Origin of the sequence: Oceanobacillus halotolerans (assembly GCF_010993955.1) — a bacterium.
Classification (GTDB): domain Bacteria; phylum Bacillota; class Bacilli; order Bacillales; family Amphibacillaceae; genus Oceanibacillus_A; species Oceanibacillus_A halotolerans.
Genome location: NZ_WIXL01000018.1, coordinates 1 through 25,094, shown reverse-complemented (window position 1 = coordinate 25,094; position 25,094 = coordinate 1). Strand labels below are relative to the sequence as shown.

Annotated in this window: 24 protein-coding genes and 1 tRNA gene; 13 read left to right on the top strand and 12 right to left on the bottom strand. The window is 36.9% G+C overall.

Annotated elements, in window-relative coordinates; all coding sequences use genetic code 11:
* Window positions 1-160: 160 nt before the first annotated feature.
* The 4 genes from GHC26_RS14975 to GHC26_RS14960 all read right to left on the bottom strand — a co-directional run bounded on the left by GHC26_RS14975 (window position 161) and on the right by GHC26_RS14960 (window position 4,010).
* Entirely contained in the window at window positions 161-2,143 is a 1,983-nt protein-coding gene (locus GHC26_RS14975) for a methyl-accepting chemotaxis protein (RefSeq protein ID WP_163972063.1), read from the bottom strand.
* Between the two features lie 27 nt (window positions 2,144-2,170).
* Window positions 2,171-2,527 (bottom strand): response regulator, encoded by a 357-nt coding sequence (locus GHC26_RS14970; protein WP_163972062.1) that lies wholly within the window; start codon window positions 2,525-2,527, stop codon window positions 2,171-2,173.
* 77 nt (window positions 2,528-2,604) lie between these two features.
* Window positions 2,605-3,066 carry a chemotaxis protein CheX gene (locus GHC26_RS14965; RefSeq protein WP_163972061.1) on the bottom strand — a complete coding sequence of 154 codons (462 nt, stop codon included), beginning with the start codon at window positions 3,064-3,066 and terminating at the stop codon, window positions 2,605-2,607.
* A 200-nt stretch (window positions 3,067-3,266) separates the two neighbouring features.
* Window positions 3,267-4,010 (bottom strand): EAL domain-containing protein, encoded by a 744-nt coding sequence (locus tag GHC26_RS14960; RefSeq protein WP_163972060.1) that lies wholly within the window; start codon window positions 4,008-4,010, stop codon window positions 3,267-3,269.
* 395 nt (window positions 4,011-4,405) lie between these two features.
* Between GHC26_RS14960 and GHC26_RS14955 the strand changes: the two genes are divergently transcribed.
* The gene (locus GHC26_RS14955) at window positions 4,406-5,218 is read left to right on the top strand and encodes a helix-turn-helix domain-containing protein (protein WP_163972059.1); all 813 of its coding nucleotides are present in this window, start codon (window positions 4,406-4,408) and stop codon (window positions 5,216-5,218) included.
* An 898-nt stretch (window positions 5,219-6,116) separates the two neighbouring features.
* Here the strand turns inward: GHC26_RS14955 and GHC26_RS14950 are convergent.
* Window positions 6,117-6,189 (bottom strand) — tRNA-Val (locus tag GHC26_RS14950).
* A gap of 190 nt (window positions 6,190-6,379) precedes the next feature.
* Here GHC26_RS14950 and GHC26_RS14945 point away from each other — a divergent pair.
* The 6 genes from GHC26_RS14945 (at window position 6,380) to GHC26_RS14920 (ending at window position 12,838) form a co-directional block, all read left to right on the top strand.
* Entirely contained in the window at window positions 6,380-8,110 is a 1,731-nt protein-coding gene (locus GHC26_RS14945; protein ID WP_163972058.1) for an ABC transporter ATP-binding protein, read from the top strand.
* On the top strand, window positions 8,100-9,920 hold the full coding sequence (locus GHC26_RS14940; RefSeq protein ID WP_163972057.1) for an ABC transporter ATP-binding protein: 1,821 nt from the start codon (window positions 8,100-8,102) through the stop codon (window positions 9,918-9,920). The genes GHC26_RS14945 and GHC26_RS14940 overlap by 11 nt, the downstream gene beginning before the upstream one ends.
* A gap of 16 nt (window positions 9,921-9,936) precedes the next feature.
* Window positions 9,937-10,662 (top strand): alpha/beta hydrolase, encoded by a 726-nt coding sequence (locus GHC26_RS14935; RefSeq protein ID WP_163972056.1) that lies wholly within the window; start codon window positions 9,937-9,939, stop codon window positions 10,660-10,662.
* Window positions 10,663-10,822: 160 nt separating this feature from the next.
* The gene (locus GHC26_RS14930) at window positions 10,823-11,341 is read left to right on the top strand and encodes a YjcG family protein (protein ID WP_163972055.1); all 519 of its coding nucleotides are present in this window, start codon (window positions 10,823-10,825) and stop codon (window positions 11,339-11,341) included.
* Window position 11,342: 1 nt separating this feature from the next.
* Entirely contained in the window at window positions 11,343-11,768 is a 426-nt protein-coding gene (locus GHC26_RS14925; protein ID WP_163972054.1) for a GNAT family N-acetyltransferase, read from the top strand.
* Between the two features lie 365 nt (window positions 11,769-12,133).
* Window positions 12,134-12,838 (top strand): DUF421 domain-containing protein, encoded by a 705-nt coding sequence (locus GHC26_RS14920; RefSeq protein WP_163972053.1) that lies wholly within the window; start codon window positions 12,134-12,136, stop codon window positions 12,836-12,838.
* Between the two features lie 46 nt (window positions 12,839-12,884).
* Here the strand turns inward: GHC26_RS14920 and GHC26_RS14915 are convergent, their stop codons facing one another.
* Together GHC26_RS14915 and GHC26_RS14910 are read right to left on the bottom strand one after the other, a co-directional pair.
* Entirely contained in the window at window positions 12,885-13,154 is a 270-nt protein-coding gene (locus GHC26_RS14915) for a hypothetical protein (RefSeq protein ID WP_163972052.1), read from the bottom strand.
* A gap of 314 nt (window positions 13,155-13,468) precedes the next feature.
* Complete coding sequence (locus tag GHC26_RS14910) at window positions 13,469-13,711, bottom strand: hypothetical protein (protein ID WP_163972042.1); 243 nt, start codon at window positions 13,709-13,711, stop codon at window positions 13,469-13,471.
* 202 nt (window positions 13,712-13,913) lie between these two features.
* On the opposite strand from GHC26_RS14910, the gene GHC26_RS14905 reads away from it, so the two are divergent.
* On the top strand, window positions 13,914-14,369 hold the full coding sequence (locus tag GHC26_RS14905; protein WP_163972051.1) for a CotY/CotZ family spore coat protein: 456 nt from the start codon (window positions 13,914-13,916) through the stop codon (window positions 14,367-14,369).
* A 72-nt stretch (window positions 14,370-14,441) separates the two neighbouring features.
* Here the strand turns inward: GHC26_RS14905 and GHC26_RS14900 are convergent, their stop codons facing one another.
* Together GHC26_RS14900 and mgtE are read right to left on the bottom strand one after the other, a co-directional pair.
* Window positions 14,442-14,966, bottom strand: a complete 525-nt coding sequence (locus GHC26_RS14900; protein ID WP_163972050.1) for a CotO family spore coat protein — start codon at window positions 14,964-14,966, stop codon at window positions 14,442-14,444.
* A 380-nt stretch (window positions 14,967-15,346) separates the two neighbouring features.
* Window positions 15,347-16,708 (bottom strand): magnesium transporter, encoded by a 1,362-nt coding sequence (mgtE, locus tag GHC26_RS14895; RefSeq protein ID WP_205599234.1) that lies wholly within the window; start codon window positions 16,706-16,708, stop codon window positions 15,347-15,349.
* A 531-nt stretch (window positions 16,709-17,239) separates the two neighbouring features.
* Between mgtE and GHC26_RS14890 the strand changes: the two genes are divergently transcribed.
* Together GHC26_RS14890 and prpE are read left to right on the top strand one after the other, a co-directional pair.
* Window positions 17,240-18,415, top strand: coding sequence for an FtsW/RodA/SpoVE family cell cycle protein (locus GHC26_RS14890; protein WP_163972048.1), 1,176 nt, complete (start codon window positions 17,240-17,242; stop codon window positions 18,413-18,415).
* Window positions 18,416-18,530: 115 nt separating this feature from the next.
* Window positions 18,531-19,271 (top strand): bis(5'-nucleosyl)-tetraphosphatase PrpE, encoded by a 741-nt coding sequence (gene prpE / locus GHC26_RS14885; RefSeq protein ID WP_163972047.1) that lies wholly within the window; start codon window positions 18,531-18,533, stop codon window positions 19,269-19,271.
* 82 nt (window positions 19,272-19,353) lie between these two features.
* Here prpE and GHC26_RS14880 read toward each other — a convergent pair whose 3' ends face one another.
* The 3 genes from GHC26_RS14880 to GHC26_RS14870 form a co-directional block, all read right to left on the bottom strand.
* The gene (locus GHC26_RS14880) at window positions 19,354-20,238 is read right to left on the bottom strand and encodes an RluA family pseudouridine synthase (protein ID WP_404821800.1); all 885 of its coding nucleotides are present in this window, start codon (window positions 20,236-20,238) and stop codon (window positions 19,354-19,356) included.
* A gap of 270 nt (window positions 20,239-20,508) precedes the next feature.
* The gene (locus tag GHC26_RS14875) at window positions 20,509-21,309 is read right to left on the bottom strand and encodes an NAD kinase (protein ID WP_163972046.1); all 801 of its coding nucleotides are present in this window, start codon (window positions 21,307-21,309) and stop codon (window positions 20,509-20,511) included.
* A 56-nt stretch (window positions 21,310-21,365) separates the two neighbouring features.
* On the bottom strand, window positions 21,366-21,983 hold the full coding sequence (locus GHC26_RS14870) for a GTP pyrophosphokinase (RefSeq protein ID WP_163972045.1): 618 nt from the start codon (window positions 21,981-21,983) through the stop codon (window positions 21,366-21,368).
* A gap of 130 nt (window positions 21,984-22,113) precedes the next feature.
* Here GHC26_RS14870 and GHC26_RS14865 point away from each other — a divergent pair, with 130 nt between their 5' ends.
* The 3 genes from GHC26_RS14865 to GHC26_RS14855 all read left to right on the top strand — a co-directional run bounded on the left by GHC26_RS14865 (window position 22,114) and on the right by GHC26_RS14855 (window position 24,063).
* On the top strand, window positions 22,114-22,686 hold the full coding sequence (locus GHC26_RS14865) for a CYTH domain-containing protein (protein WP_163972044.1): 573 nt from the start codon (window positions 22,114-22,116) through the stop codon (window positions 22,684-22,686).
* Between the two features lie 84 nt (window positions 22,687-22,770).
* Window positions 22,771-23,151: a globin domain-containing protein gene (locus tag GHC26_RS14860; RefSeq protein ID WP_163972043.1), complete on the top strand. Its 381-nt coding sequence runs from the start codon at window positions 22,771-22,773 to the stop codon at window positions 23,149-23,151.
* 18 nt (window positions 23,152-23,169) lie between these two features.
* Window positions 23,170-24,063 carry a ClpXP adapter SpxH family protein gene (locus GHC26_RS14855; RefSeq protein ID WP_318937099.1) on the top strand — a complete coding sequence of 298 codons (894 nt, stop codon included), beginning with the start codon at window positions 23,170-23,172 and terminating at the stop codon, window positions 24,061-24,063.
* Window positions 24,064-25,094: the final 1,031 nt, after the last annotated feature.

Here is a 25,094-nt window from a genome sequence, read left to right as displayed (position 1 = left end):
TCGACGCACAGGACGTGCTAGTATTGGCGTTGTCACAGGACGTGACGGTTTTAGCCAATGAGACGCACAGGACGTTAGCGTGAGGCGTTGCAACAGGACGCCAGAGACCTTAGCCGACTCGGTCCTTTTAATCCTCCTTTTTGAACACGCACTTTAACTGTTAGATTTTAAATTTCCGTACTAACCCATTTAATTCTTCAGCTAATTTAGAAAGTTCCTCTGAGCTTGTTGCCACTTCTTCCATGGAGCTGCTTGTTTGTTGAGATGATGCAGAAACTTCCTCAACGCCAGCAGAGGACTCCTCAGAAACTGCTGCAATTTCTTGAATAGATCCATTCATCTCTTGACTGTTCGCTGCAATGTCGGATAAGTTATCTGTTACCGTTTTTATACTGCTCACAACTTCTGTAACACCTTTACTAATGAGGCTGAATTTTTCTTCCGTCGATTTTATTTGTGTAGTTCCTTGTTCGACTTCTTTATATCCACCTTGTAAGGAATCCGTAACATTACTAGATTCATTTTGAATATTGGTCACAATATCCGTTATATCTGTTACGGACACAGATACTTGTTCTGCTAGTTTTCGTACCTCATCCGCAACTACCGCAAAACCTTGTCCATGTTCCCCTGCTCTTGCAGCTTCAATTGCTGCATTCAATGCCAGAAGATTGGTTTGGTCAGCAATGTCTTTAATAACAGAAACTAATTTAGAAATTTCCTGTGACTGTGTATCTAGTCCTTGGACTTTTTGTACAGCATCCTGCACAATCAAATCTATTTTCTTCATTTGCTCGTTGGAAGCATGCATTAATTGGCTTCCTTCATCTGTCATTTCTAATACTTCACCTGACGACCGTTGAATGCTTTCCCCGTTTTCATTAGCTTCTTGAACCTTTGTAGCAAAATCTCCCATAATGGAAGATAATTCACTTGTACTGTTTGCTTGTCTTTCTGAACCAGAAGCGATTTCTTGCATGGTTGTTGCAATTTGGCTAGAACCTTCTTTCACTTCATTAGCTGATTGTGTTAACTCTTCACTTTGACTGGATAAGCTTTCTGATGCAGTGGAAACATTGTGAATAATTTTTTTCAGGCTTGATTGCATTTCTTTCATGCCTAAAGCTAGTTTGCCAATTTCATCAGTTGAATCGACATTAACGTTTTCAGTTAGATCTCCTTCACTAATCCTTTTCACACTAGCTGTTAGGGAATTAATTGGTTTTATAATGGAACGAATGACCACGAATATGATTCCAAGTCCCACTACTAACGCTCCTGCGATGACCATCATCGTTGTCGTCAATATCCCTGATGCTGCTTCTTCTAATTCACTTGTATACAGCGTTCCTAAAACTTTCCAGCCTGTTACCTCATTCGTTGTAAACTCTAGTTCTTTTTCCTCACCATCAATGATATAAGAAGTATGACCATTGTCTTGGTTTAAAACTATTTCTGACCATTCTTCATTTGCCTCAGTTCCTACTTCTTCCTCTGGATGAACCAAATAGTTATGGGAATTATCTACAATAATCGCATAGCCACTTTCCCCAATTTTAATGTTACCGGCCGATGCTGCAATTTCGGATAAGGTAACATCAATCCCTATTACACCACTTCCATCATTTGTTGTTTTTGCAACCGTAACCATCATTTCACCAGAAGCTGCATCTTCATATGGCTCAGTAATTACTGCCTCTCCATCACTAGACGTCGCATCTGCATACCAAGATCTATCTCGAGGATCGAAATCATCACCAAAGTCTAAAGCAGGTTCTGTAATCATCTGCCCATCACTCGTACCAACATAGATTGCGGCTATTTCTGGATGTAGTTCAACATATTGTGTAAATTGTTCATGAATTTCTTGATTATCTTCATACATCGAACTAGTTATTTGACCCGTCAAAAAGGTTAAGTCATTAAATTTAGGTTCAAACGTTTGTGTAATTTCCGTATCTAGTTTATTGACATTTTCTGCTGCAGTATCAAGTACGTAATTCGCTAAAACAGATTGTGCCTTTTGATAGGAACTAAAGCCAATGACAATGCTTGGAATTAATAGAATCAAAATAAAAGAGACAATTAGCTTTGTTTTTAGTTTCCAATTTTTAAAGGTAATGATATTTTTTAACGTTTTCATTTTTTCACCACTTTCTTATGTCCGATATTAAAATACTTTTTCCACTGCTTCCTTAATTCGCTCGAAGGTAAAAGGTTTTACAATGAAATCTTGGGCACCTGCCTGAATAGCTTCTAACACCATGTTTTGTTGTCCCATGGCTGAGCACATAATCATTTTGACATTACCATCCAACTTCTTTATTTCTTTCACAGCATCTACCCCGTTCATTTCAGGCATTGTAATGTCCATCGTAATAAGATCTGGTCTTAATTCCTTACATTTTTCGATGGCATCAGCACCATCTACTGCCTCTCCTACCACCTCAAGACCGAGCTTTGTCAGATTATCTTTAAGCTGCATTCTCATAAATGCAGCATCATCTGTTACTAACACTTTCACCATTTCTTTACTCCTTCTCTATTGGTCTAGTTCATTTTTTAATAGATTTTGTGGATAAATAGATAGAAACACATACCTATTTAATCCAGTAACAAACAAATCCCCATCTCTCCAACATTTTCTAGATTGACAGATACGTGAAGTGCTTTTTTATACCCTGACAATTTCGTATTACCTTGTACGATCGTTGGAGAAGTAATATCGATATTTATTCCGCTTTCAGCCACATTGGTCGATAAGCCACCAGCTATCATGTTTCCTAGTTCACCACTAAAGGATGTTAGCATTTCCCCTTCTAAAGGCATTCCAAACATGGTTTCACCTACTGACCCAAAGATAGAGGTTTGACCATCTAAAACTAATTTCCCTTTTATGTCACCAGTAATACCAATTAAAACCCCAAACTGTATATGTATGGATTGTTCGACTAATTTTGGTTTTGATAATTCATAATTAATAGGGACAACTGCTTTTAATGATGAATATGTGCCATTTAATATTTCCGTTATATACCTGTTTCTTTCTTTAACTGTTAGGGACACAGAATCTCTCTCCCTTCTGTTTTTTTCTATCTATAAGTCTTTTTATAGGTTATAGTAAAATATTGGTAATCGAAGTGATCTATGTCATAAAAACGACATCATATTACATATATCGACAAAAAATCTCTTAAAATAAAGACGAGAACACACATTAATGTCTCACCCTGTTCCAGTACAAATCATTTTGTGGTATAAAGCTATTAAAAATTCCCTTCTCTCAAATAAAAATTAGTATAGCTTTGGGGCTTACCCAATAAAAAGCCTTGTCCAATATGAACACCTAGTATTTTGGCTGTAGCTAAATCTCTTTCATCCTCAATCCCTTCTAGCACTAGCTTCATTTGTTTTTCTTCACATAGTTGGACCAACATTTTTATTTCGCTCTGCTTTTCCATACAACTAAAAAGATTTTTAGAAAATTGCTGATCTACCTTTATGATATCTGGTTCAAGGTTTACAATCGATTCTATGGATGCCTCTCCTTTTCCATAATCATCAATAGCAATACCATATCCCATACCTTTTATATCATCTATTACCTTCCGTGCAACATATGTATCTACAAATTTTTCCGCCTCATTCATTTCAAAAATAATTTGCTTATTCCTACTACATCTATGGTGACTCATTTTTTCTAAAAATGATAAAAACTGTGGATTCACCATAGTAGATGGAAATACATTTATAAATAACTTACGAATACTACTCCTTTTTGAGGCTGAGTCCAATGCATGATAGACAGATGCTATGTCCAACTCGTATAACATATTATTATGAATTGCAATATTAAACAGCTTATCAGGAGATTCAATTAAATCAGATCGTAATAATGCCTCAAAGCCACTTACCTCCCAAGTATCTAAGTTATATAAAGGTTGAAAAACATGATGGAAATTTCTCTTATACATCATTTCTTCTAGCAAGTCGATATTTTGTTTTTCCATAAAAAAACTCCCTAGTGTAACAATTTTTTAGTAAAACATTCAAATTATGTAGTACATCTTGCCTATATCATACCTTATTTGTAATCAAAAAGTAGCAAATGTGTCGAAATGCCACAAAATTTGTCGATACTTTGTCCTATGTCTATTTGACAAGATACAATGAATGCATATAATTATTAGCAATAATGCGGTGGCTAGCTACGTAAGAAAACGTTATGAAAAACGCTAATAGGTTCCGATAGAAGGTCGTATACTGCTTTTGGTAATCCACTTATTACAACTCGGAAAGTGAATTTCTATTCTATATGTTTCAATTAAGTAAGGATACTATACTAAATTCTTTATATAAAAAGGCTGTTAAATATATGATTGATAGTGTGGATTGGAGGGTACATATGAAGCGAGACTGGTTGATCCAATTCAGAAAAGAAAAAAGACTCACACAGGAGCAAGTTGCTAGTAAAGCATTTATTGATAGAGCTTATTACTCACAAATTGAAACTGGAAAACGTAATCCTGGTTTTAATGTTGCAGTAAATATTTCCAAGGTCTTGGGATTTAAACCCTTAATGTTTTTTCAAGAACACTTAAGTGAAAATGTATCGAACAGCACCATTCTTAAAAGTGAAATATCGAAGTCATTAAGAAGGATGGATCAGGGGAAAGTTATTTATCTCTACAATAACCTAGAAAGTTACATTCAAAAGGTTGTTACATTTGTCTTAACAGGGATGGAAAAAGAGAGTTTTTGCATTATTATTGACGATTATCGTCATCTTAAGCAAATTAAGAATAGTTTTCAAAGCCTAGCAAATCATGATTACATACAGAAGCATCTTTTTTTAATAGATAAAGATACAGTGCTTGGTTGTCACGAATCTGTAGAAAACTTCTTATTCATAAAGAGAAACAACCCAAAAAAAATAAGAATATGGATACATGAATCACACGAGAATCCGCTAGAGGGAGAACTAATAAATAAAGTCAGGCAATCGAAGACATTTAAAAAATTTACGAGGAATGATATCATCTATGTCCAATCCTATAATGCTTCCCTTCTTACAGCGAAGGCTTATATCCAAATGATGCAAATGTATCCTTATTTAATGACAGATACGGCAATAGTAGACTCACCTCTCTATGACTCTGAAAATAATGGTTTTATTTATCCTTCTATTTATATCCAAGAGAGTGATAAAGATAATTAAATTATTAAATTCCAAACAACGTTAATCTTTTATATTAGAAGGTGTTAGAATGACAACAAGAAAGATTCCGTTAACAGACACGATAGACGTAAGACATTCTTGCCATATCCTGTATTTATTTGGGGATATAGAGGAGTACAACTGCTCGTTATTTACAAGACGGAAGTAAACGTCGGAAGGTAGACATAGCATTTTCGGAAAGGTGAAAAAGGTATTAACCATTAAAGAAATACAAGAGTTTGAGAAAGAGGCCAATAAATAAGGGCTTTTAGATACACCTTAAAAGCAAGTCCTATAGATAAGAAATGAAATTTTCATGCATTAAGGCATACACATGCTACTTAATGATATTACCCACCTGCAATGATGTGGTTTCACACGCTGTTCCGAGTTAACTAATTAAAGTCACTAAAATATAAGGAATAAAAGCAAGCACCCTTTTGATAAGCTTATTTTAACTAGTAGAAAAACAACATTCATTGTTTAATTACTCATTTATAATATATTTCTTTAATTTCATTTACAAAAGCATGGTTTAAGAGGATGGTAACATTAATATCAGTGCCATAAGAAATGTCCAATCCTCGACTAATCTATCAATAGTGTGACTCAATATAAATCTCTGGAGTTTTTATAGTATTCTACTAAATTCTGTATATGCTTCTTTCAATCTTGTTCTATTAACTTGTATTGGGATTCCTTTATTATATTATTACTAGATGATTGATTTAGAATTGACCTGACATTAACTTAACTTTTGCATGTTTTTCGATATGTATATTCTTAGGTTTATTTACTGTGTGACCAATATGTGACCAAAGTGATATTTTACGATGACAGGTATATATGAGCAAAATAAAAGAACCCTTGTATATCAAGGGTTCCACAGTATACGGTATGATTCCGATTGGGCTCGAACCAACGACCTCCACCCTGTCAAGGTGGCGCTCTCCCAGCTGAGCTACGGAATCGTATAGGGAATATGGACAATTAATACTATATACAAATCCTCCATCCTTGTCAATATAAAAATAACGCACATCTCACTCCCATTCGACAAAATTCGGGTGGTGCCAGGCACTCGACTTTAATGGTCGTTTCACATTATAATAGAGTGAAAATTAGTTTATTTTTTACATTGGGGAATGGAGGTCTATCACTGTGAAGCATATTTTATCCTTTTTAAAACCTTATAAATTACCGATTATCATCGCCTATGCCTTAACCATGATTGAACTTGCTGTGGAATTGCTCCTTCCCTTTTTCCTCGGAAAAATGATTAATGACGGTGTGATGAATCAAGACTTACATACGATCGCGATGTGGGGATCTATTATGATTGGTCTAGCCTTTACTGCGTTTGTGGCAGGGATCTTTAATTCGTTTTATGCCTCCCATACCAGTTTGAATTTTGCCTATGATATCCGGGAGAAATTATTTGAACGGATCCAATCCTTTTCATTTGCCAATTTAAATCGTTATCCAACTTCAGCACTTGTTACACGATTTACAAATGATGTACGCCAATTACAACAGACCCTTTTCATGGCGTTACGAATCATGACGAAGGCTCCACTCATTGTGGTTGGTGGCGTGATCATGTCCTTTATTGTCAATGCTCGCATTGCTATCATTTTCCTAATAACTGTCCCGCTTCTCATTGTATTTTTAATATGGGTGTTTCGTCGTGCAAGTGGAATGTTTGAACAGGTGCAAAAACGGGTTGACCGAGTGAATCGTGTCATGCAGGAAAACCTAGCAGGTATGCGGATTATTAAAGCATTTCTTCGTCGTAACGTGGAGGAGTCTCGCTTCACCAAAGCAAATGAAGATCTCGCAACCAAGACACGTTCGACCTTTCGATTTGTGGAAGCTTCCATGCCGATCTTGCTCTTTGTCATGAATGTGAGCTTAGTGTTTATTTTATGGTTTGGAAACAGCCAAATCATAGCAAATCAAACATCTGTCGGGGATGTCGTTGCCATTGTCAATTACGCCTTACGTGTAGCCATGATGATTTCGATGTTTTCGTTCATTACAATGGGGATTTCCCGTGCACTAGCTTCTGCCCGACGTTTAAAGGAAGTTTTGACATTAGATATTGACTTAATCGATTATGAAGAGGCGAACCAAGATGCAGCAGTTACAAAAGGAAACATTGCTTTTCATCATGTCTCTTTTTCCTATCCAGAGACGAATGAACAAGTCTTACAAGATATCAATTTCACCGTACAAGCTGGGGAGCAAATTGCCATACTTGGTGCAACAGGTGCAGGGAAAACATCGTTATTTCAACTGATTCCGCGCTTATATGATGTCGATGATGGATCTATTTTATTGGATGATACACCAATTACTTCCTATACAATGGAACAATTACGTAAAAGTATTGGGTATGTCCCACAAAGTCCACTTCTATTTACTGGGTCCATTCGAGAAAATATTGCGATGGGAAAAGAAGATGCTACAGAACATGATATCATCCAAGCCGCCAAAGATGCGCAAATTCATGAAACAATAACAGAATTACCTGATCAATATGATACCAAGATTGGACAAAAAGGGGTTAACCTGTCTGGTGGTCAAAAACAGCGGGTGTCGATCGCACGCGCACTTATTCGAAAACCTACTATATTAATGTTAGATGACAGTACTAGTGCACTAGATTTAGCAACAGAGTCACGTTTATTAGATGCTATCAGTAAAGATGAATGTACAACGCTTATGATCACCCAGAAAATTGCATCCGCTTTACGTGCTGATCGCATTTTACTAATGGATAATGGGACTATTTTAGCGGTTGGCACTCATCACGAGTTATTACAAACTTCCCGATTATACCGCAACATTGTGGAATCACAATTTGGAAAGGAGTACCCATATGCCACTTAAACAATTAAAAGACCCTTTCCAATATGAGAAAATTCCATTGGACACAATTCAAATAGAAAACCGAGATAAAGCACAAAATGCTTGGGGAACCATTAAACGAATTTGGTCCTACTTGGCACGGGAAAAGGGAAAATTATTTTTAGTTATTTTCATGGTCATGATTAGTTCAGGATTAAGCTTGCTTGGTCCATTTATGGTCGGCATGGCAATTGATGATTTTATTGTCACAAGAGAAACAGCTGGCCTAGGGATACTGCTTGTGTTTTTAGTTTTTGTTTACTTGTTTCATTCGTTAGCCATCTTTTTGCAAAACTTTTGGATGGTTGGTATTGCACAAAATACTGTTTATGCTTTACGTGCTGATTTATTCTGGCAATTCCATCGTTTGTCTATTTCCTATTTTGATAAACGGCAGCACGGGGAATTAATGAGCCGGATTACAAATGATATTGACAATGTCAACAACACATTGAATCAGTCTGTAATCCAAATTTTCACGAGTATTTTAACCCTTATTGGAACCGTTGTTGTGATGCTTGTGCTTAGTCCCCTGTTAACGGTTATAACCATGAGCATTATTCCAGCCATGTTTTTGGCGATGCGCTGGATTACCAAACGAACTGGACCACTTTATAAATTACAGCAAAAGCATTTAGGGGATCTTAATGGCTATGTAGAGGAAACTGTATCTGGTCAGCATATTATTAAAGCTTTTTCCCAAGAAAAAAAGGTGATCAGTGAATTTGAGGAAAAGAATGCACGATTACGCCAGTCTGGATTTTGGGCGATGACCATTTCCGGATTTATTCCAAAGGTCATGAACATGCTCAACTTCTTAAGCTTTGGTTTGATCGCATTAGCGGGTGGTATTTTAGCGATTCAAGAAATTATTACAGTCGGGGTCATCGTTATTTTCACAGAATATGCTCGCCAATTTACGCGGCCACTTAATGAATTGTCCAACCAATTTAATCTATTATTGTCTGCTATTGCTGGTGCAGAACGTGTATTTACCGTTTTAGACGAGGAACAGGAAGAGATTGATGAGCCAACTGCCATCGAAATTGACACGACAAATGGCCACATAGAATTTGACCGTGTAACCTTTGCCTATGAAAAAACTCCGATTTTAAAAGGCATTACATTTGAAGCAAAACCAGGCCAAACCATCGCCTTTGTCGGTCATACAGGAGCTGGCAAAACAACGATTATTAATCTTATTTCTCGCTTTTATAACTATGGAAACGGTACAATTACGTTGGATGGAATCGATATTAAGGACATAAAGCGGTCTAGCTTACGAAGCCATATGGCATTTGTATTACAGGATGCCTTTTTATTTGAAGGAACGATTCGGGAAAATATTCGCTACTCTCGTCTTGATGCAACAGATGAAGAAGTGATTACTGCTGCTAAAAATGCGAATGCACATGATTTTATTGAACGGTTGCCAAATGGCTATGATACCCTACTTGATGAAGATGGCAGTGGAATTAGTCAAGGGCAGAAACAACTGATTACCATCGCACGTGCACTACTGGCAGATCCATCTATCCTGATTTTAGATGAAGCAACGAGTAATATTGATACCGTTACTGAATTAAAAATTCAAGAAGCATTAAAACGTCTCATGCAAGGACGGACTAGTTTTGTCATTGCACACAGACTAAATACGATCCAAGAAGCAGACCATATTATTATGCTAGAAAACGGGGAAATTATCGAACAGGGCTCACACGAAGAACTAATCAAGCGGTATGGCCATTACCATGATCTATATCAAGGGCAATTACGCCAACTAGCAACTTAAAAATGAGGTGTTATCATTGGGTAGAAAAGGAACCATGAGGGAAGAACAGATTAAGAGTAAATACTTAGAAGAAACGATGGTGTTAAAGATATATCAACCAGAAATGTTCTCCCCTCTTTATAAATATAACATTTGTATCATGCAGGATGGAGATGACTATTTCCAAATGGGGCGAATTGCAACCTATAGTGACCGCCTACATGATGAGGACGAGATTACCAATACGGTCTTCGTTGGGATTCATTATCATGATAAAAAAGATCGTCGTATGAAATATCATCCAACTGGAGAAAAACAACAGGTCTATATTAAATTTTTAGTCCAGGAAGTTGTACCATTTTTGGATGATTTACTGCCAACCTATCACATGGGACAATCCCGTGCTCTTATTGGAGATTCATTAGCTGGGACATTAGCACTCATGACCGCGATAAAATATCCAAACACATTTGGAAAAGTCATGATGCAGTCCCCTTATGTCGATGATACGGTATTAGAAGCCGCGAGAAATGCCACAGATATCCACAAAATTGATATCTATCATACGATAGGAACGAACGAAACAGAGGTCACTACAACAGATGGAAAAGTGATGGACTTTTTAACGCCTAATCGTGCCTTAAATGAAATTTTGGAGAAAAAAGGCATGAACTATGTGTATGATGAATTGGAAGATGGCGATCATACATGGAAATATTGGCAAAAAGACTTAAAACGTGCACTCCCCATCCTTTTTGATTAAGGTGGGGACTTCCTTAGAAACTGTAAAAATAATTAGAAAATGTATTTTCGAAATTACGTGATTTTTGGTATACTAGAAGTTAGCCATCCTTATCCTGCACGGAATGTAAGAATGGAACAAGTATACCATATGTATAAACCTAAAATAGGAGGTTGTAAAAATGAAATATGGAGTTGCCATTTTCCCATCCAAACCAATCCAGGACGAAGCCAACTCATATCGCAAACGCTATGACCCACATTACGAACTTATCCCACCACATATTACGTTAAAAGAAGCTTTCGAAGCTACCGACGAAGAAATCAGCGAATTAATTACCGAATTAAAACATATTGCAAATGAAACAGAGCCATTCAAAATCAAAATGAATAAAGTAAGTACATTTGCACCAGTAACCAATACCATTTATTTAAAAGTAGAGCCCATTCCAGAATTAGAGGATTTATTTACAAAGATGCACCAGGGCAAATTTCCGAAAAACATGGAGTACAATTTTGTCCCACATATCACCATCGCACAAAAATTAAATCATGACGAGTATTCGGATGTATTCGGTAGTATGAAAATGAAGCACTTCCAGCTAGAAGATACGATTGACCGTTTTCAACTATTATATCAATTAGAAAATGGATCTTGGACAGTATATGAATCATTTGTATTTGGGAAGGAGTACGTCTAGATTGAACATTAAAGTTGTCGAAACAAAAGCAGAAAAAGATCAAGCCTTTCATGTACGAAACATTGTCTTTGTAGATGAGCAAAATGTACCACCTGAAATTGAAGTGGATGAGCATGATGACACAGCCATCCACTTTATCGGTTATGAAGACGGGGAGCCAATTGCTGCTGGTCGTATGCGTTGGGTCGATGAATATGGAAAGCTTGAACGCATTTGTGTCTTAAAAGAACATCGTGGTAAAAACTATGGGAAAGAAATGATTTTATTTATTGAAGACATCATTCAAGACAAAGGAAACAAAAAAGCGAAACTTAATGCACAAAAGCATGCAGAAGGATTTTATAAAAGCCTCGGATATAAAACCGTTTCTGGGGAATTCATGGATGCAGGCATTCCGCATGTAACCATGGTAAAAGAATTGGATTAATTTAATATTTATGGATATGTATACACACATTATTTCAAATGAAATAATGTGTGTAATTTATTATTGATGATGGGCTTGATAAGATGGTGGCTCTGTTACCGTTTGGCTGGTTTTCTTGCTGAAACGGGTACTGACAAGCCTTCTCTGTTACCTTCTTGCTACTTTTTTGCTGAAAAAGCATTGATAATTTTGCTCTACTCCCCTTCTAACGATGTTTTTTCTTCTTTATACAGTTACTGAAAACGTACAACAAAGAAGGCTATAACAGCTCTCTAATATTTCCGTTCATGTTGATAAATCGCTATGTATTCAAATCCTCCATTTTGGACAAAGTATAGTTGATGACATTATAGGGGGATTGTTTCATGGATAACTACTTATCAATGTTTGCTGATACCATATTCGGATTTTTTGCCTTATTTATCCTTACAAAAGTATTAGGGAAAACACAAATCTCGCAATTAACCGCTTTTGATTTCATCTCCGCTGTTCTATTAGGTGAATTAGTTGGGAATGCATTATTTGAAAAAGAAAACGGAATACCGGAAATTGCATTTGTTGTTGTCCTATGGGGTATTTTATTATATTCCATCGAAAAAATTACCCAAAAGTTTAAACGGACCCGCCATTTTCTAGAAGGTAAACCATCTCTCATCATTCACAAAGGCGAACTCATACGAGATGTCATGACCAAGAATAAAATTGATATGGATGGTTTACAACAACTATTAAGAGAAAAAGATGTTTTTGCTCTGAAGGAAGTGGAATATGCAGTATTAGAAACTGACGGAACCATTTCTGTCTTAAAAAAAGATGCATACCAAACACCGACAAAGAAGGATCTCAATGTTGCACCGACTCAGCCTAAATTAGCAAGAACGCTAATTAGCGATGGTGAAATAATATGGGATAACTTACGTGAGGCGAATTTAACAGAAGAGTGGTTACGTAATGAAATCGAACGTCAAAATTACTCAACAGTAGAAGATGTTTTTTATGCAGAATACATTGAAGGCGAGCGTTTATATATTTATCCATTTAAAAACAAAACAAAAAGAAACACAGACTAGGCAGGCATATTTTTGTCTGCTTTTTTCTATGTTTCTTTCCATCCTATTATGCTTGTGCATCGATATTTCTTCCTTTCCCTGTGACAGTTGCATATACATCATCATGTTCTTCCAGTTGGTCTTGCTCAATGCCAACAACTTTCTTTCCTGTTGTTACCATTTTTTTCATTTCCAGCTTTTTTTGCAAATCGTAATACTTGGTATCAAAAACTACTTTGTTTGCCTTATTGATATAAAATGGTTTCGCTTTTTCTTTGGTGACACGTTTTTGATAATCCTGATAATGATGCGTTTGTACTGGTAATACATAACCCATATGCATCCACCCTTTCCAATTAAGACATCAATAAAACGTGTTCTACTAATCTATACCCTTTTTTCAAGAATATTATGCATCATTCTCCTATATATACAATTCGTTATCACGCACAATATTTCCTGCATAATTGAAAAAATTTCACAACTAAACTAAACAAGGCTGTTTTATAAAAGATTGTTATGTTTTCTAGTATGAATCTTAGTGAATAGTTGATATACTGCGACATTAAGAAAACAACAAAGGATGCGAAAATAGCCTTAAACAAAAAAGACAGCTAATGAGATAGCTGCCTCTTCTCGATATACATAATGTTAGATCCAAGAGAACGGTCTTCTTCTATTACCTCGGTCCTCCTCATCATCCTTCTCCTCTGAACTTTCTAGTGCTTCATGAGAACTGGATGATTCCACAACTTCTTCTTCATGTTCTACACGACGACGTGGTGGTCCAAAGATTGGGTCAAAGCGTGGCTGGCGTTGAGGTGGTTCTATATGGACATTATCTGCCTTTATGACTAAGTCTTTTACATGTATGACTTTTTTGTTGTCAGACATAGCACTAATCACTCCTTTTCGATACATGGTCGATATTAGTGTATGTTAGCCCTTTTTTATGGGTATAGACAGATGCCCTATTTCTTCCATTCTCTCAAACGGATTTTTTTCACCTCTTATGTTTGCCCACACCAATCTATACAACATACATACCCTATTAGGGAAAAGCAAGCAAAAAAGATACAGAAAGGAGTAATCATTCATGGGTTGTGGCAAAAAGTTTGAAACAGGTAATTGTGTATGTGATATTCTTCGCGAAATAGCTGATGCTCAAGAAGATATAGTTGAAAATTGCTGTGACACAAGTTGCGAACAGTCAATTAGTGATTTACTAGGAGAAACAGATCCTGGTAACGGATTAGACACAGTACCTGTACTATTATACTGCAAGGACGGTTGCGAACCATTTAGAGGATATGGTGCAGATCCAGATGATATCCGCAATATTGTCGGAAGCTTCTACTTCCGTGTTAAAGATGTAGATGATGATTGCTGCGCAGTACTTGAACTATTAAGAGACCCAAGTGATGGCGACCCTAAACCAGATAACCCAGTTGAACAACACACAGGCGAATTACGTGCAACAGGTATTTGCATGACAGTTGATCTAAATTGCTTCTGCCATGTAACATGCTTACCAGCAATCTCCGCATTCTAATAATTATCAAAATAAAACCATTGAACAGTGGGCCTACTTCCCCTGTTCAATGGTTTTTTACATATAATCACTTTAAAATCCTACTAGTCGGATGTCAGTAATAGTATCAAAAGGGATTTCCGCATTTCTCCTGCCTACTCTCATATGGACATGGTCATCTTTATAGTCGGTGATGATCCCCCGATATTTTCGTTCCATTGTTTTTACTTCACATTTTAAATTTGGAACATAGGAAGGGCGCTGAGCCAAATAATCAACTTTCTCGGTTAAGGTCATTTCTTTAAACTTCTTCCGATTGGTGCCTTGATCTTCATCCCTAGACTCTTCTATTTCATCTGATTCTTTTTCCTCATCAACATGTATGTCTACATCCTCTTCTTCATAAAGCTCACCATCTGTAAATGGTTGGTGATGACTGGAATTATCTTTGAATCCTTGGCGTTTAATTGGTTTCCCTTGTCTTTTTTGCTTATTTCTAGATTCTTCCTGTTTCTTTTTTGGAGTTGTATAGTGGTCTTGCATATTGGCTTCTGGGGTTTTAATTTCTGGTTGACGGATATATAGTAATGGATCTTTTGCGTATTTCTTTTTACCCATGGAATAACCTCTCCTTTTATCATTCTAGTCAGATTATTATATGAACCCAGATTAGGAATTGTTATCAATGAAATGAAGCTCTTTAGCCGATAATTTATCCATAAGGCTATTTTTAAATGATTGTTGCTTTCTAGTTCGAAACGTCATGCATATAAGATGTATGATGCGCAATAACTTAACCCCGTTGATTTCCACTTCGGACAGTCGCACTTATGCCCATGGTGAAAGCGAAGTGTATTTCCGTATCGGTTTTTTATAGATAAAACTACTGCACATTATATAGATTATTTGCAGTAAAAAACAACAAAGTATTCGAAAAGAGCCATCCATAAAAAAACGAGCATGACTCACCAACAAGTCACACTCGAGTTTTAAAAAACCTATGAAACTAGAAGATCCATAAACACAGTTGCCAATCCGAAATAGATTAAAACGGATATAATATCATTAATCGTGGTAATAAAAGGACCTGACGCAACAGCAGGATCTACTTGAAAACGATCAATTATAATGGGGACTAATGATCCTGTCAGGGTAGCAACAATTAACGATGCCATAATCGATATTCCGACAAGTAAGCCTAAGAAAACCTCACCTTGCCATAGGTAAACCACAACCGTAATGACAATACCACAGACAGAACCTGTAATCAGGCCAGTTAATGCCTCACGTAAAATTAATTTTGTCTTTCCTTGTTTTCCATAATCACCTGTTGCTAATCCGCGAACAGCGACAGCTAATGCTTGGGTTCCTGTGTTTCCAGCCATTCCTGCAATCAACGGAATAAAAATGGCTAATTTCGCAACTTGTTCTAATGTTGCTTCAAACCGTCCAATTAAGCTTGCTGTTAACATTCCTAAAAATAATAAAGCCACCAACCATGGAAGACGTTTTTTTGCAGATAAAATCGCATTGTCATCTGGACGATCCATATCAGACACACCAGCAAGTTTGGAATAGTCTTCACTTGCCTCTTCTTCCATAACATCCATAATATCATCGACCGTTATGATTCCTAATAAGTGTGCTTGAAAATCAATAACAGGTAGTGCTAAGAAGTCATAATCACGCATCATTTGAGCAATTTCTTCTTGGTCTTTGGCTACAGAAACAGAAACAATTTTTTCACTCATAATCTCCTCAATCAATGTATTCTCATCTGCAATAATTAAATCCCGCAGTGATACAACACCGACTAATCGCTTATCCTCATCTAACACATACAAGTAGTAGATTGTTTCCGCATCTGGGCCTTCTACCTTTAGCCGTTTCATCACCTTATCAACTGTTTCGGTTTGATAGATGGCTAGAAATTCCGTTGTCATAATACTACCAGCTGTTTTTTCTTCATAATGCAACAGCTGCTTAATTTCATCTGATGCCTTGTCATCCATTATGGTTAAAAAGCTAACAACCTGCTCTTTTTCGAGTTCATTTAATATATCTACTGCATCATCTGTTGCTAGTTCTGTAAATACCATCGATGCAAATCGTGGATCCATTTCAGAGAAAAATGGTTTAATATCTTCTAAATCAATATGTTCCATAATCCCAGCGATTTCCTTGGGGGATAAATACGTATAAATTTGTTTCCGTATCTTTTCCGACTGTTCCATGAAAAACACAGCCTGATCATAAGGGTGCATATCTAAAAACTCATCACGAAAAGATTTAATGGCTTCATTTTGCAACATCGTTTGTAACTGATCCCAGTGTTTTTCTTGTTCTGCGTTTGTTTCCATATGCCACACACCTTTCCTCTTAACACACCAGCATAAGCAATTCCATACCTATTGTATACTACTATTTTTCTTGCTTCCATAAGCAACTAATCTTAAAGGTTGTTTTCATCATAAAAACCTAGGCGGTTCCTCATTCCGCTATTGATAAGAAAAGCGCTTCTTTTGAGGTCGAGGTGAATCCTCGTTCCGCTAATCACATTAAATCATTGGATGATGATGGAAAAAATTGTATATAACGGAACGAGGATTACAGAACACACTCCAAACACGCATTTTTCAGCAAATAACGGAATGACGATTCATCAAGAAAAACCAGGAAGTCTCTCATTTTTGCCCGTGTATGATAAAAAAGTGCCAAGTTCATTCCTAAGCGCATCGCTGTATAAATCAATTGCGGCAGAATAAAACACCCGAAAGTGACTAAAAAACATAATCACGCTTAAAAAATAGTCCATTTTCGTGTAAACTTACTAAGAGGAGCATCCTCGTGTATGCTTACAAGAATTTATAAAGAGAGAGTATGAATATATCATGAACGATAAACAACCAAACTCAAGTATTGATTATACATTAGTGTTTATTTTGTTACTACTGGGGATTGTAAGTGTCTTTACCCTTTATACATTGGAGCCTGTATTACCAGCAAAATATGATAATAGCAATTTTGCCTTTCAGCAGATAATATGGTATATAGTCGGTGGAATTGTCATTGTGGTGACAATGCTTATTGACTATGATCGTTTCCACCAAATTACGTGGTTCCTTTATGGTGTTGGCATTTTATTACTTCTTCTATTATTTCTTGGCATTCCTGCTCAATATGTTGTAGAAGCAAATGGTGCAGTTAGTTGGTTTTCGATTCCAGTCTTAGGAACGATTCAACCAGCCGAGTTTATGAAAGTATTTTTAATCATTACGATAGCGCATTTAATTGTCCGACACCATGCGAAGTTTGTTCAACGAGAGATTAAGCATGACTTATGGCTATTTACAAAAATTATGCTTGTTGCCATACCACCAATGGGACTTATTGCCGTGCAACCAGATTTAGGTGGACTGCTCGTCTTAATTGCCATTACTGGAAGTATGATTCTTGTGTCTGGAATAAGATGGCGTATCCTATTTGGATTAACCTTACTTAGTGTTCTATTTGTAGGCGCACTGATTGCTACTTATTACCTGTTTCCAGGACCAATTGCAACCTTTTTAGAGGAATCTATATTCAAGCATGTGTCTAGTCGTTTTATTGGATGGCTAAATCCAGAACAAAATGCCGATTCTGGTTACCAGCTGATTTTGGCAATGATGGCAATTGGATCAGGACAATTATTTGGTAAAGGAATCACCGATATGGAAGTGTACGTACCAGAACGCCATACCGATATGATTTTTACTGCAATTTCAGAGCAGTTTGGCTTCATTGGTGCAAGTGTGGTCGTAACCTTGTTTTTCCTACTAATTTATCGTTTAATCCATATCGCTTTATTAAGTAATGACCAATATGGTAGTTATCTAGTGACTGGTATCATCGGGATGTTTGCTTATCAGATTTTCCAAAATATCGGTATGTCGATACAGCTGCTCCCAATTACTGGCTTACCATTACCGTTTTTAAGTTATGGAGGAAGTTCTACCTTAACCTATATGCTTGCTATCGGTATCGTTCTCAATGTCCATTCCAGAACAAGACAATATATGTTTGAATAATGACAAGAACCTAGACAGGAATAGATATAACAAATATAGGCAAGAACTAAAGAAATCGGCACAGTACATGTGGCGATTTCTTTTCCATCTAAATTTTCGCAAAGGGGAATAGCTCATGAAAATTGATGTAATTGGTGATGTACATGGTTGTTATGAGGAATTAGAAGATTTATTTAAGAAATTAGGTTATCAAAAGGAAGAAAATAGCTATGTTCATCCAGCAGGAAGGATTCCAGTTTTTCTTGGAGATATTACGGATCGAGGACCGCAGTCAATTGATGCCATTCGGCTTGTCCATGAAATGGTGATGGAGAAAGGAATTGCGAAATACGTACCTGGCAATCATTGTAATAAATTATATCGTTATTTTCTCGGTAATAATGTGAAAATTCAACATGGTCTAGAAACAACGGTTGCGGAATATGAGGCATTATCTGCAAAAGAACAACGAATTATCCAAGCACAATTCATGCGCCTATATGAACATGCAGCCCTTTATTTGCAGCTACCAGAAGTTGGTGCAATTGTTGCCCATGCTGGTATCAAGGAATCTTTAATCGGGCGAAACGATAAAAAAGTAAAAACGTTTGTTCTTTATGGGGATATTACAGGTGAAACGCATGAAGATGGAAGGCCTGTACGTAGAGATTGGGCACAACATTACGAGGGTAACGATTGGGTTGTCTATGGCCATACCCCAGTAAAGGAACCCCGTATCGTTAACAAAACCATTAACATTGATACAGGGTGTGTGTTTGGAAATGCCTTAACCGCTTTCCAGTTGCCAGAAGAACAAACCATCTCAGTACCATCGAAACAACCATTGGTAGAAGAGAAATTTTCGACCTTTTCCTAATGGCTCGTTAAACCTGCTGCACACCTCCATCCTATACGCAGGATGTTTTACACCAGAAAGCAGTATGATGTGAGCACCCTTCTTAATCAATCAAACACTGCATGTCTTCTGGCATCAGTACTTCAAATTCTAGTAGTTCTTTTGTTTTCGGATGGATAAATGCTAATCTATCACAGTGTAGGGCATGTCGATCAATTCTCTCTATCGATCCACCATACAAATCATCCCCTGCTAATGGATGATTTAAATGGGCAAAATGGACACGTATTTGATGTGTCCTTCCTGTTTCCAATTTCACACGAACAAGCGAAAGTTCACCGATTTCTTTTAGCACTTCATAGTGGGTAATCGCATGTTTTCCAGCAGGATCTACCCTACGCTCTATAATGGAGTCTTCTTTTCTCCCAATTGGAAGGTCAATGGTTCCCTTTGGTTTTGCAAGATGACCTTCTACAATCGCCTGATAATGTCGTTTTACTTCTCCTTTTTTCTGAGAAGCTGCTAATAACGAATGACTATAGCGGTGTTTAGCAACCAACAATAGTCCAGAGGTATTTCGATCAAGCCTTGTTACGACATGAACGGTATATGGAATAGCCTTTTGCTTATAGTAATGTAATAAACCATTTGCAATGGAGATCCTGGGGTGATGTAATGGTGGAACAGTTGCGATATGTGCTGGTTTATTTAATACAATTACATTGTCATCCTCATATACAATGGATAATTCCATTTCGATTGGTTCCATTGTTGCCCCTTTAAGCTCATTTGGGAATTCAATCGTTAAACAATCTCCAGTCTGTAATATATAACGTACAGTTTGGGGAGACCCATTTACAAGGATGTTTCCCCCATCAAACTTTATGGCCTTAATCATTCGGCGGGAAAACCCATGGATTTGCTGTAAATAATCACGAATCATAAACCCTTCATGTTCTTTCTTGATTGTCCATTCCACTTTTGTCACCTTCACTATGTTTCATTATGTTCTTTTTAGTTGTTTGCATGTTTTGAGTGATGAAATTTAATCTAACATCGTCACGTCCTGTGACAACGCCAGTACTAGGATGTCCTGTCCGTCGAAACGAACCTAAGAGACCCCACAGTGTGGTTTTCGCAACGGTGGCTCGTGGGGAGACCGCTAAAAAGCGTAGTGTATTTCTGGAGCGGATTACAAATCGATCTCAAATTACAACCAACTTAAACAGTAAGCAAACAACAATAAAATCTCCTTGGGTTAATCTTCTTCTGTCACAAACGAATCCCTAACTCGATTCCAAAATGGGAATGGTCGGAATCGGGCAAACCGTACTCTTTCCTTTGCCACTCGACATTGAATCGATTTTACATTGGTATAGCTTTTCGTAAAATGATCAATCGCTATTAAAAAGCTTCGATCCACAAGTGGTTTTAATAAACACGTGTGATGCTTTGGTAAAATAAGTGGGGAGCCAATTGTCCGGAACACCCGATTGTTAATGGAGGCCATTTCTGTTAACTGAATTGCTTCTAATGAGGGGTGAATAATCCCACCACCTAGGGCTTTGTTATAAGCAGTACTACCTGATGGGGTCGAAACACATACACCATCCCCTCGGAACGTTTCAAAATGCTCCCCCTTTATTTCCACATCAAACACCACTGATCCATCTGCCGTTTTAATCGTTGCTTCATTTAAGGCTAGAAAACGGTCCTCTGTGCCTCCTGATTTTGATCGAATAATTACTTCCAATAAAGGATATTCAACTATTTGATAGGGTGTTTTCGCAATTTCAATGATCAGCTTTTCCACCTCATCAGGTGTCCAATCTGCGTAAAAACCTAAATGACCTGTATGTACGCCAATAAAAGCAGTGTTTTCCAAGCAATGTCTATAACGGTGAAATGCTTCTAAAAATGTGCCATCACCACCAACAGAAATGACAAGATCAGGATGTTTTTCTTCATAGGTTAAATCAAAGTCTGTAAGGTATTGTTTGATGGTTGCTTTAATCTTATTGGAACGATCATCACCTTTAGATACAATGGCAAACTTCAACTTTTTTCTCTCCTTTTGTGGGATTTAAGGTTTCACCAACATAAGATACTTTCTAATCAGGCTTTTGAGTCTTTGCGATGAAATATTCGTTGTGCTTCTTGTACTTCGTTTTTTATTTTAGACATTTCTTCATCTAATTTGAAGGCAGCCTCGGCAGCTCGTTGTAGTCGTGTCTTAATTTCTGTTGGAATTCGGCCTTCGTATTTATAGTTAAGGGAATGTTCATTGGTTGCCCAGAAGTTCATGGCCAAGGTGCGAATTTGAATTTCTGCTAGTATTTTTTTCTCTCCATGAATTGTTTCCACTGGATAGGCTATAATCATATGATAAGAACGATAGCCACTTTCTTTTTTTCTTGCTATGTAATCCTTCTCTGCAATAATCGTCATATCTTTTCTAGAATGTAGCATTTCTACAATTTTATATATATCATCCACAAATTGACATACTACCCGTAAACCAGCGATATCTTGAATTTCATCAATACGGTCCATCGGGATTTGTTTAGTATTTGCTTTTTCTAAAATACTTGGAATTGGTTTCACTCTACCTGTGATAAATTCAATAGGAGAATGCCTGGATTCATATTCAAATTGTGCACGCATTCCTTTCAGTTTTACTTTCAATTCTTCTACTACCTGTGCATATGGAGCAAGGAATGACTCCCAATTCATGTTCTACACCACCTAAAAATGTTTACTACCAATCTAATCATAACATAAGATAAGAAATAATCTTTGCATCTTTCATAGGAATTCGCCATAATCAATACAAGAATTAGTCATGCTAGTGGAGGTATCCGTAATGACGCAGGAAATAGAAATTGAATATAAAAACTTATTATCCAAAGGGGAATTTCAGTTAATTAAAACACACTTCTCTTTTCCACAACAAGGGACATCACAAACCAATTATTATTTTGAGACAAAAGATTTTGCTTTAAAAAAACATGGATGTGCTCTTCGTATACGGAAAAAAGGGGATTTGTATACATTAACGTTAAAAGAACCACATGCAGAAGGATTATTGGAAACGCATGATATCATCAGTGAGGATATTGCTACAAAGTGGTTACATGGAATGATCATCCCACAACCAAATACAAGTAAACAATTAGCATCAAAAGATATTACAGGGGATGACCTCGTCTATTTTGGTAATCTAACGACAACACGAAGGGAATTATCCTATCAGGATGCATTGTTAGTGCTTGATTATAATACGTATCATGATAAGACAGATTACGAATTAGAAGTTGAAGCACCATCTAGTAAGATTGGTGAGCGGGTATTTCAATCGATCTTAGACCAATTTTCCATTCCAAAACGCTCCACACCTAATAAAATTGAACGTTTTTTTGCTGCACGACCGAACTAAGTTGAAATCCTAGTGCAATCAGATCAGTTGCCCTCTTTATATGACGTTGCTACAATTGATACAAATATAGTAGGAGAGTTAGACATGACGCGATACGGAACAATTTATGAAGCGATTGGTGGATTTGACACAATTGATCAATTAGTAACCGCTTTTTATAGACGTGTCGGACAACATGAAAAATTGATCCCGATCTTTCCAGATGACCTAACGGAAACGGCGAGAAAACAGCGCCTTTTTTTAACACAATTTTTCGGAGGTCCAAAGCTATATACTGAAGATCGTGGTCATCCCATGTTACGACGTAGGCATATGCCATTTACAATCACACCAGAACGTAGGGATGCTTGGCTAGATTGCATGGATAAAGCATTAGATGAAGTTGGTATAGAAGAACCTTATCGTACGGCTATGTTTGAAAAGTTAACAATGACAGCCCATCACATGATGAATACACCAGAGTGATAAGAAAGGAGAATCGATGTGAGTTGGAAGTATAATGAGCTTAAGCGCTCAAATCATACAAACACATCGGAAATGTATGGGTTTTCTGAATTTATTCAGAAGCCACTGGAAATTTATGTATTTGTTGATCCTCTTTGTCCTGAATGCTGGTCACTAGAACCTTACCTAAAGAAACTAACAGTTGAATATGGTCATTATTTTACGTTACGCCCAATTCTTAGCGGACATCTCGCATCCCTTAATAATGATGCCTTTGATAAGCCAAAAAAACTAAAAGATATTTGGGAAAGAACCGCATCCCGAACTGGTATGTGCTGTGATGGTGACTTATGGATTGAGAAAACGATAGATGCTCCTTGGATTGCCTCGCTAGCGATTAAAGCGGCGGAATTACAAGGAAAACGAGCTGGGAAGTTGTACTTACGAAAAATACAAGAAAATGCGTTTCTAAAAAAAGAAAATATTTCAGATGAAACTGTACTAATGCGTTGTGCACAAGAAGTAAATCTGGATATGGATGAATTTTCCGATGATCTTTATTCGTCTTCTGCTAAAAAGGCATTTCAATGCGATTTGAAATTAACCAAAGAAATGGACGTTGACTACATTCCTACTATTGTCTTTTTCAATCAAAAGGCAGAAGAACAAGGATTAAAAATATCTGGACTTTATCCTTACGATATATATGAACATGTATTACACCAAATGCTCCAATATGAACCGACAGCTGCTGAAAAACCGCGTTTAGAAGACTTTCTTGCTACGTATGGGGTAGTTGCAAATAAGGAAATTGCTGTCGTCTATGATTGGACACAAAGTAAAGCTGAGCGGGAGATGAAAAAGCTGCAACTAAAACGTATTGTAAAAAAGATTACGGTGAAACATGGCGTTTTTTGGGAATATCAACGCTAAAGACACATTCAACGGAGTTAACGCTAGTGCCAAAGGACAAGGAAAGCGATGACAGCGACACATCAAACAAGGCAAAAGCGTTTTTCTTTTGATTTAGCCAGCCTGTCAGTTAACATATGATAAATAAATGAAGACAAAAAATGAGGATATACGGGGCAGCGTATATCCTTTTTATATTCTTTGTATCATAACAAAGGGGGGATGGGAGAAAGTTTCATGTTCAAACAAAGGGGTTTTTGTTTGTGAATTATCTCACGTTTATAATATACCAAGGATTAATTTTTTGTGCAATATCTTGTTCACTTTTTCACAGAAATGTCACAGTTATAATTCATAATTTGTTTACATATAGTGTTACTAGGACATCTTCATGATTGGGGGTTATATTGTTGCAAGATCTTCTTCCTGTTTTATTTTTTCTATTAACAGTTTTCGCCTTTATTTTAAACCTGTTTGGCTTAATGCAAATTATTCCACTATATATCACGTTACCGCTTTTATTCCTATCCATTTATCTTACATTGTACTCATTCACACATAGAGGGCGTTATAGAGGAAGGATGCGCTAAAAACAAAAACAACCATTCATGTTTATGTATAGAAAACTTGGCATTCACCGAGCTTATTGGTGGATGCCTTATTTGTACTTACGAAGCGCAGAATAATGAAAGATAGGAATTGAATTAACAAATTCCTAATAGGTGTTAGTAAGATTGCTAAAAAGTTTTGTCCTTCATACAGTGTCACGGTCGATTGCTTCATTTATTGATAGAGAATCTACCGATAGACTGGTTGTCATGGGTAGGTGATCACCGTCAAACCATCACATCCTGTGCGGTGTAAGGCACTTGCCATTAAAGGCTTGGCAAATGCCGGCATTCTAATTTCTATATACAAAAAACGCTTGGATAGGATGTCCTTCTAGGTGGTTACCCCTAAAGTTAGAGTTTTATTATGCAGATGATTGGCTGGGTTGAGTTCTGTATTCTACTGGACTTAATCCAGCCAATTTTTCTTTTGATCGTTCATGG

Bases quoted from the DNA above. Each gene is read 5' to 3' on its own strand.
- GHC26_RS14975 (WP_163972063.1), bottom strand. From the start codon at position 2,143: ATGAAAACGTTAAAAAATATCATTACCTTTAAAAATTGGAAACTAAAA.
- GHC26_RS14970 (WP_163972062.1), bottom strand. From the start codon at position 2,527: ATGGTGAAAGTGTTAGTAACAGATGATGCTGCATTTATGAGAATGCAG.
- GHC26_RS14960 (WP_163972060.1), bottom strand. From the start codon at position 4,010: ATGGAAAAACAAAATATCGACTTGCTAGAAGAAATGATGTATAAGAGA.
- GHC26_RS14955 (WP_163972059.1), top strand. From the start codon at position 4,406: ATGAAGCGAGACTGGTTGATCCAATTCAGAAAAGAAAAAAGACTCACA.
- GHC26_RS14940 (WP_163972057.1), top strand. From the start codon at position 8,100: ATGCCACTTAAACAATTAAAAGACCCTTTCCAATATGAGAAAATTCCA.
- GHC26_RS14930 (WP_163972055.1), top strand. From the start codon at position 10,823: ATGAAATATGGAGTTGCCATTTTCCCATCCAAACCAATCCAGGACGAA.
- GHC26_RS14920 (WP_163972053.1), top strand. From the start codon at position 12,134: ATGGATAACTACTTATCAATGTTTGCTGATACCATATTCGGATTTTTT.
- GHC26_RS14915 (WP_163972052.1), bottom strand. From the start codon at position 13,154: ATGGGTTATGTATTACCAGTACAAACGCATCATTATCAGGATTATCAA.
- GHC26_RS14910 (WP_163972042.1), bottom strand. From the start codon at position 13,711: ATGTCTGACAACAAAAAAGTCATACATGTAAAAGACTTAGTCATAAAG.
- GHC26_RS14905 (WP_163972051.1), top strand. From the start codon at position 13,914: ATGGGTTGTGGCAAAAAGTTTGAAACAGGTAATTGTGTATGTGATATT.
- GHC26_RS14900 (WP_163972050.1), bottom strand. From the start codon at position 14,966: ATGGGTAAAAAGAAATACGCAAAAGATCCATTACTATATATCCGTCAA.
- mgtE (WP_205599234.1), bottom strand. From the start codon at position 16,708: ATGGAAACAAACGCAGAACAAGAAAAACACTGGGATCAGTTACAAACG.
- GHC26_RS14890 (WP_163972048.1), top strand. From the start codon at position 17,240: ATGAACGATAAACAACCAAACTCAAGTATTGATTATACATTAGTGTTT.
- prpE (WP_163972047.1), top strand. From the start codon at position 18,531: ATGAAAATTGATGTAATTGGTGATGTACATGGTTGTTATGAGGAATTA.
- GHC26_RS14870 (WP_163972045.1), bottom strand. From the start codon at position 21,983: ATGAATTGGGAGTCATTCCTTGCTCCATATGCACAGGTAGTAGAAGAA.
- GHC26_RS14865 (WP_163972044.1), top strand. From the start codon at position 22,114: ATGACGCAGGAAATAGAAATTGAATATAAAAACTTATTATCCAAAGGG.
- GHC26_RS14860 (WP_163972043.1), top strand. From the start codon at position 22,771: ATGACGCGATACGGAACAATTTATGAAGCGATTGGTGGATTTGACACA.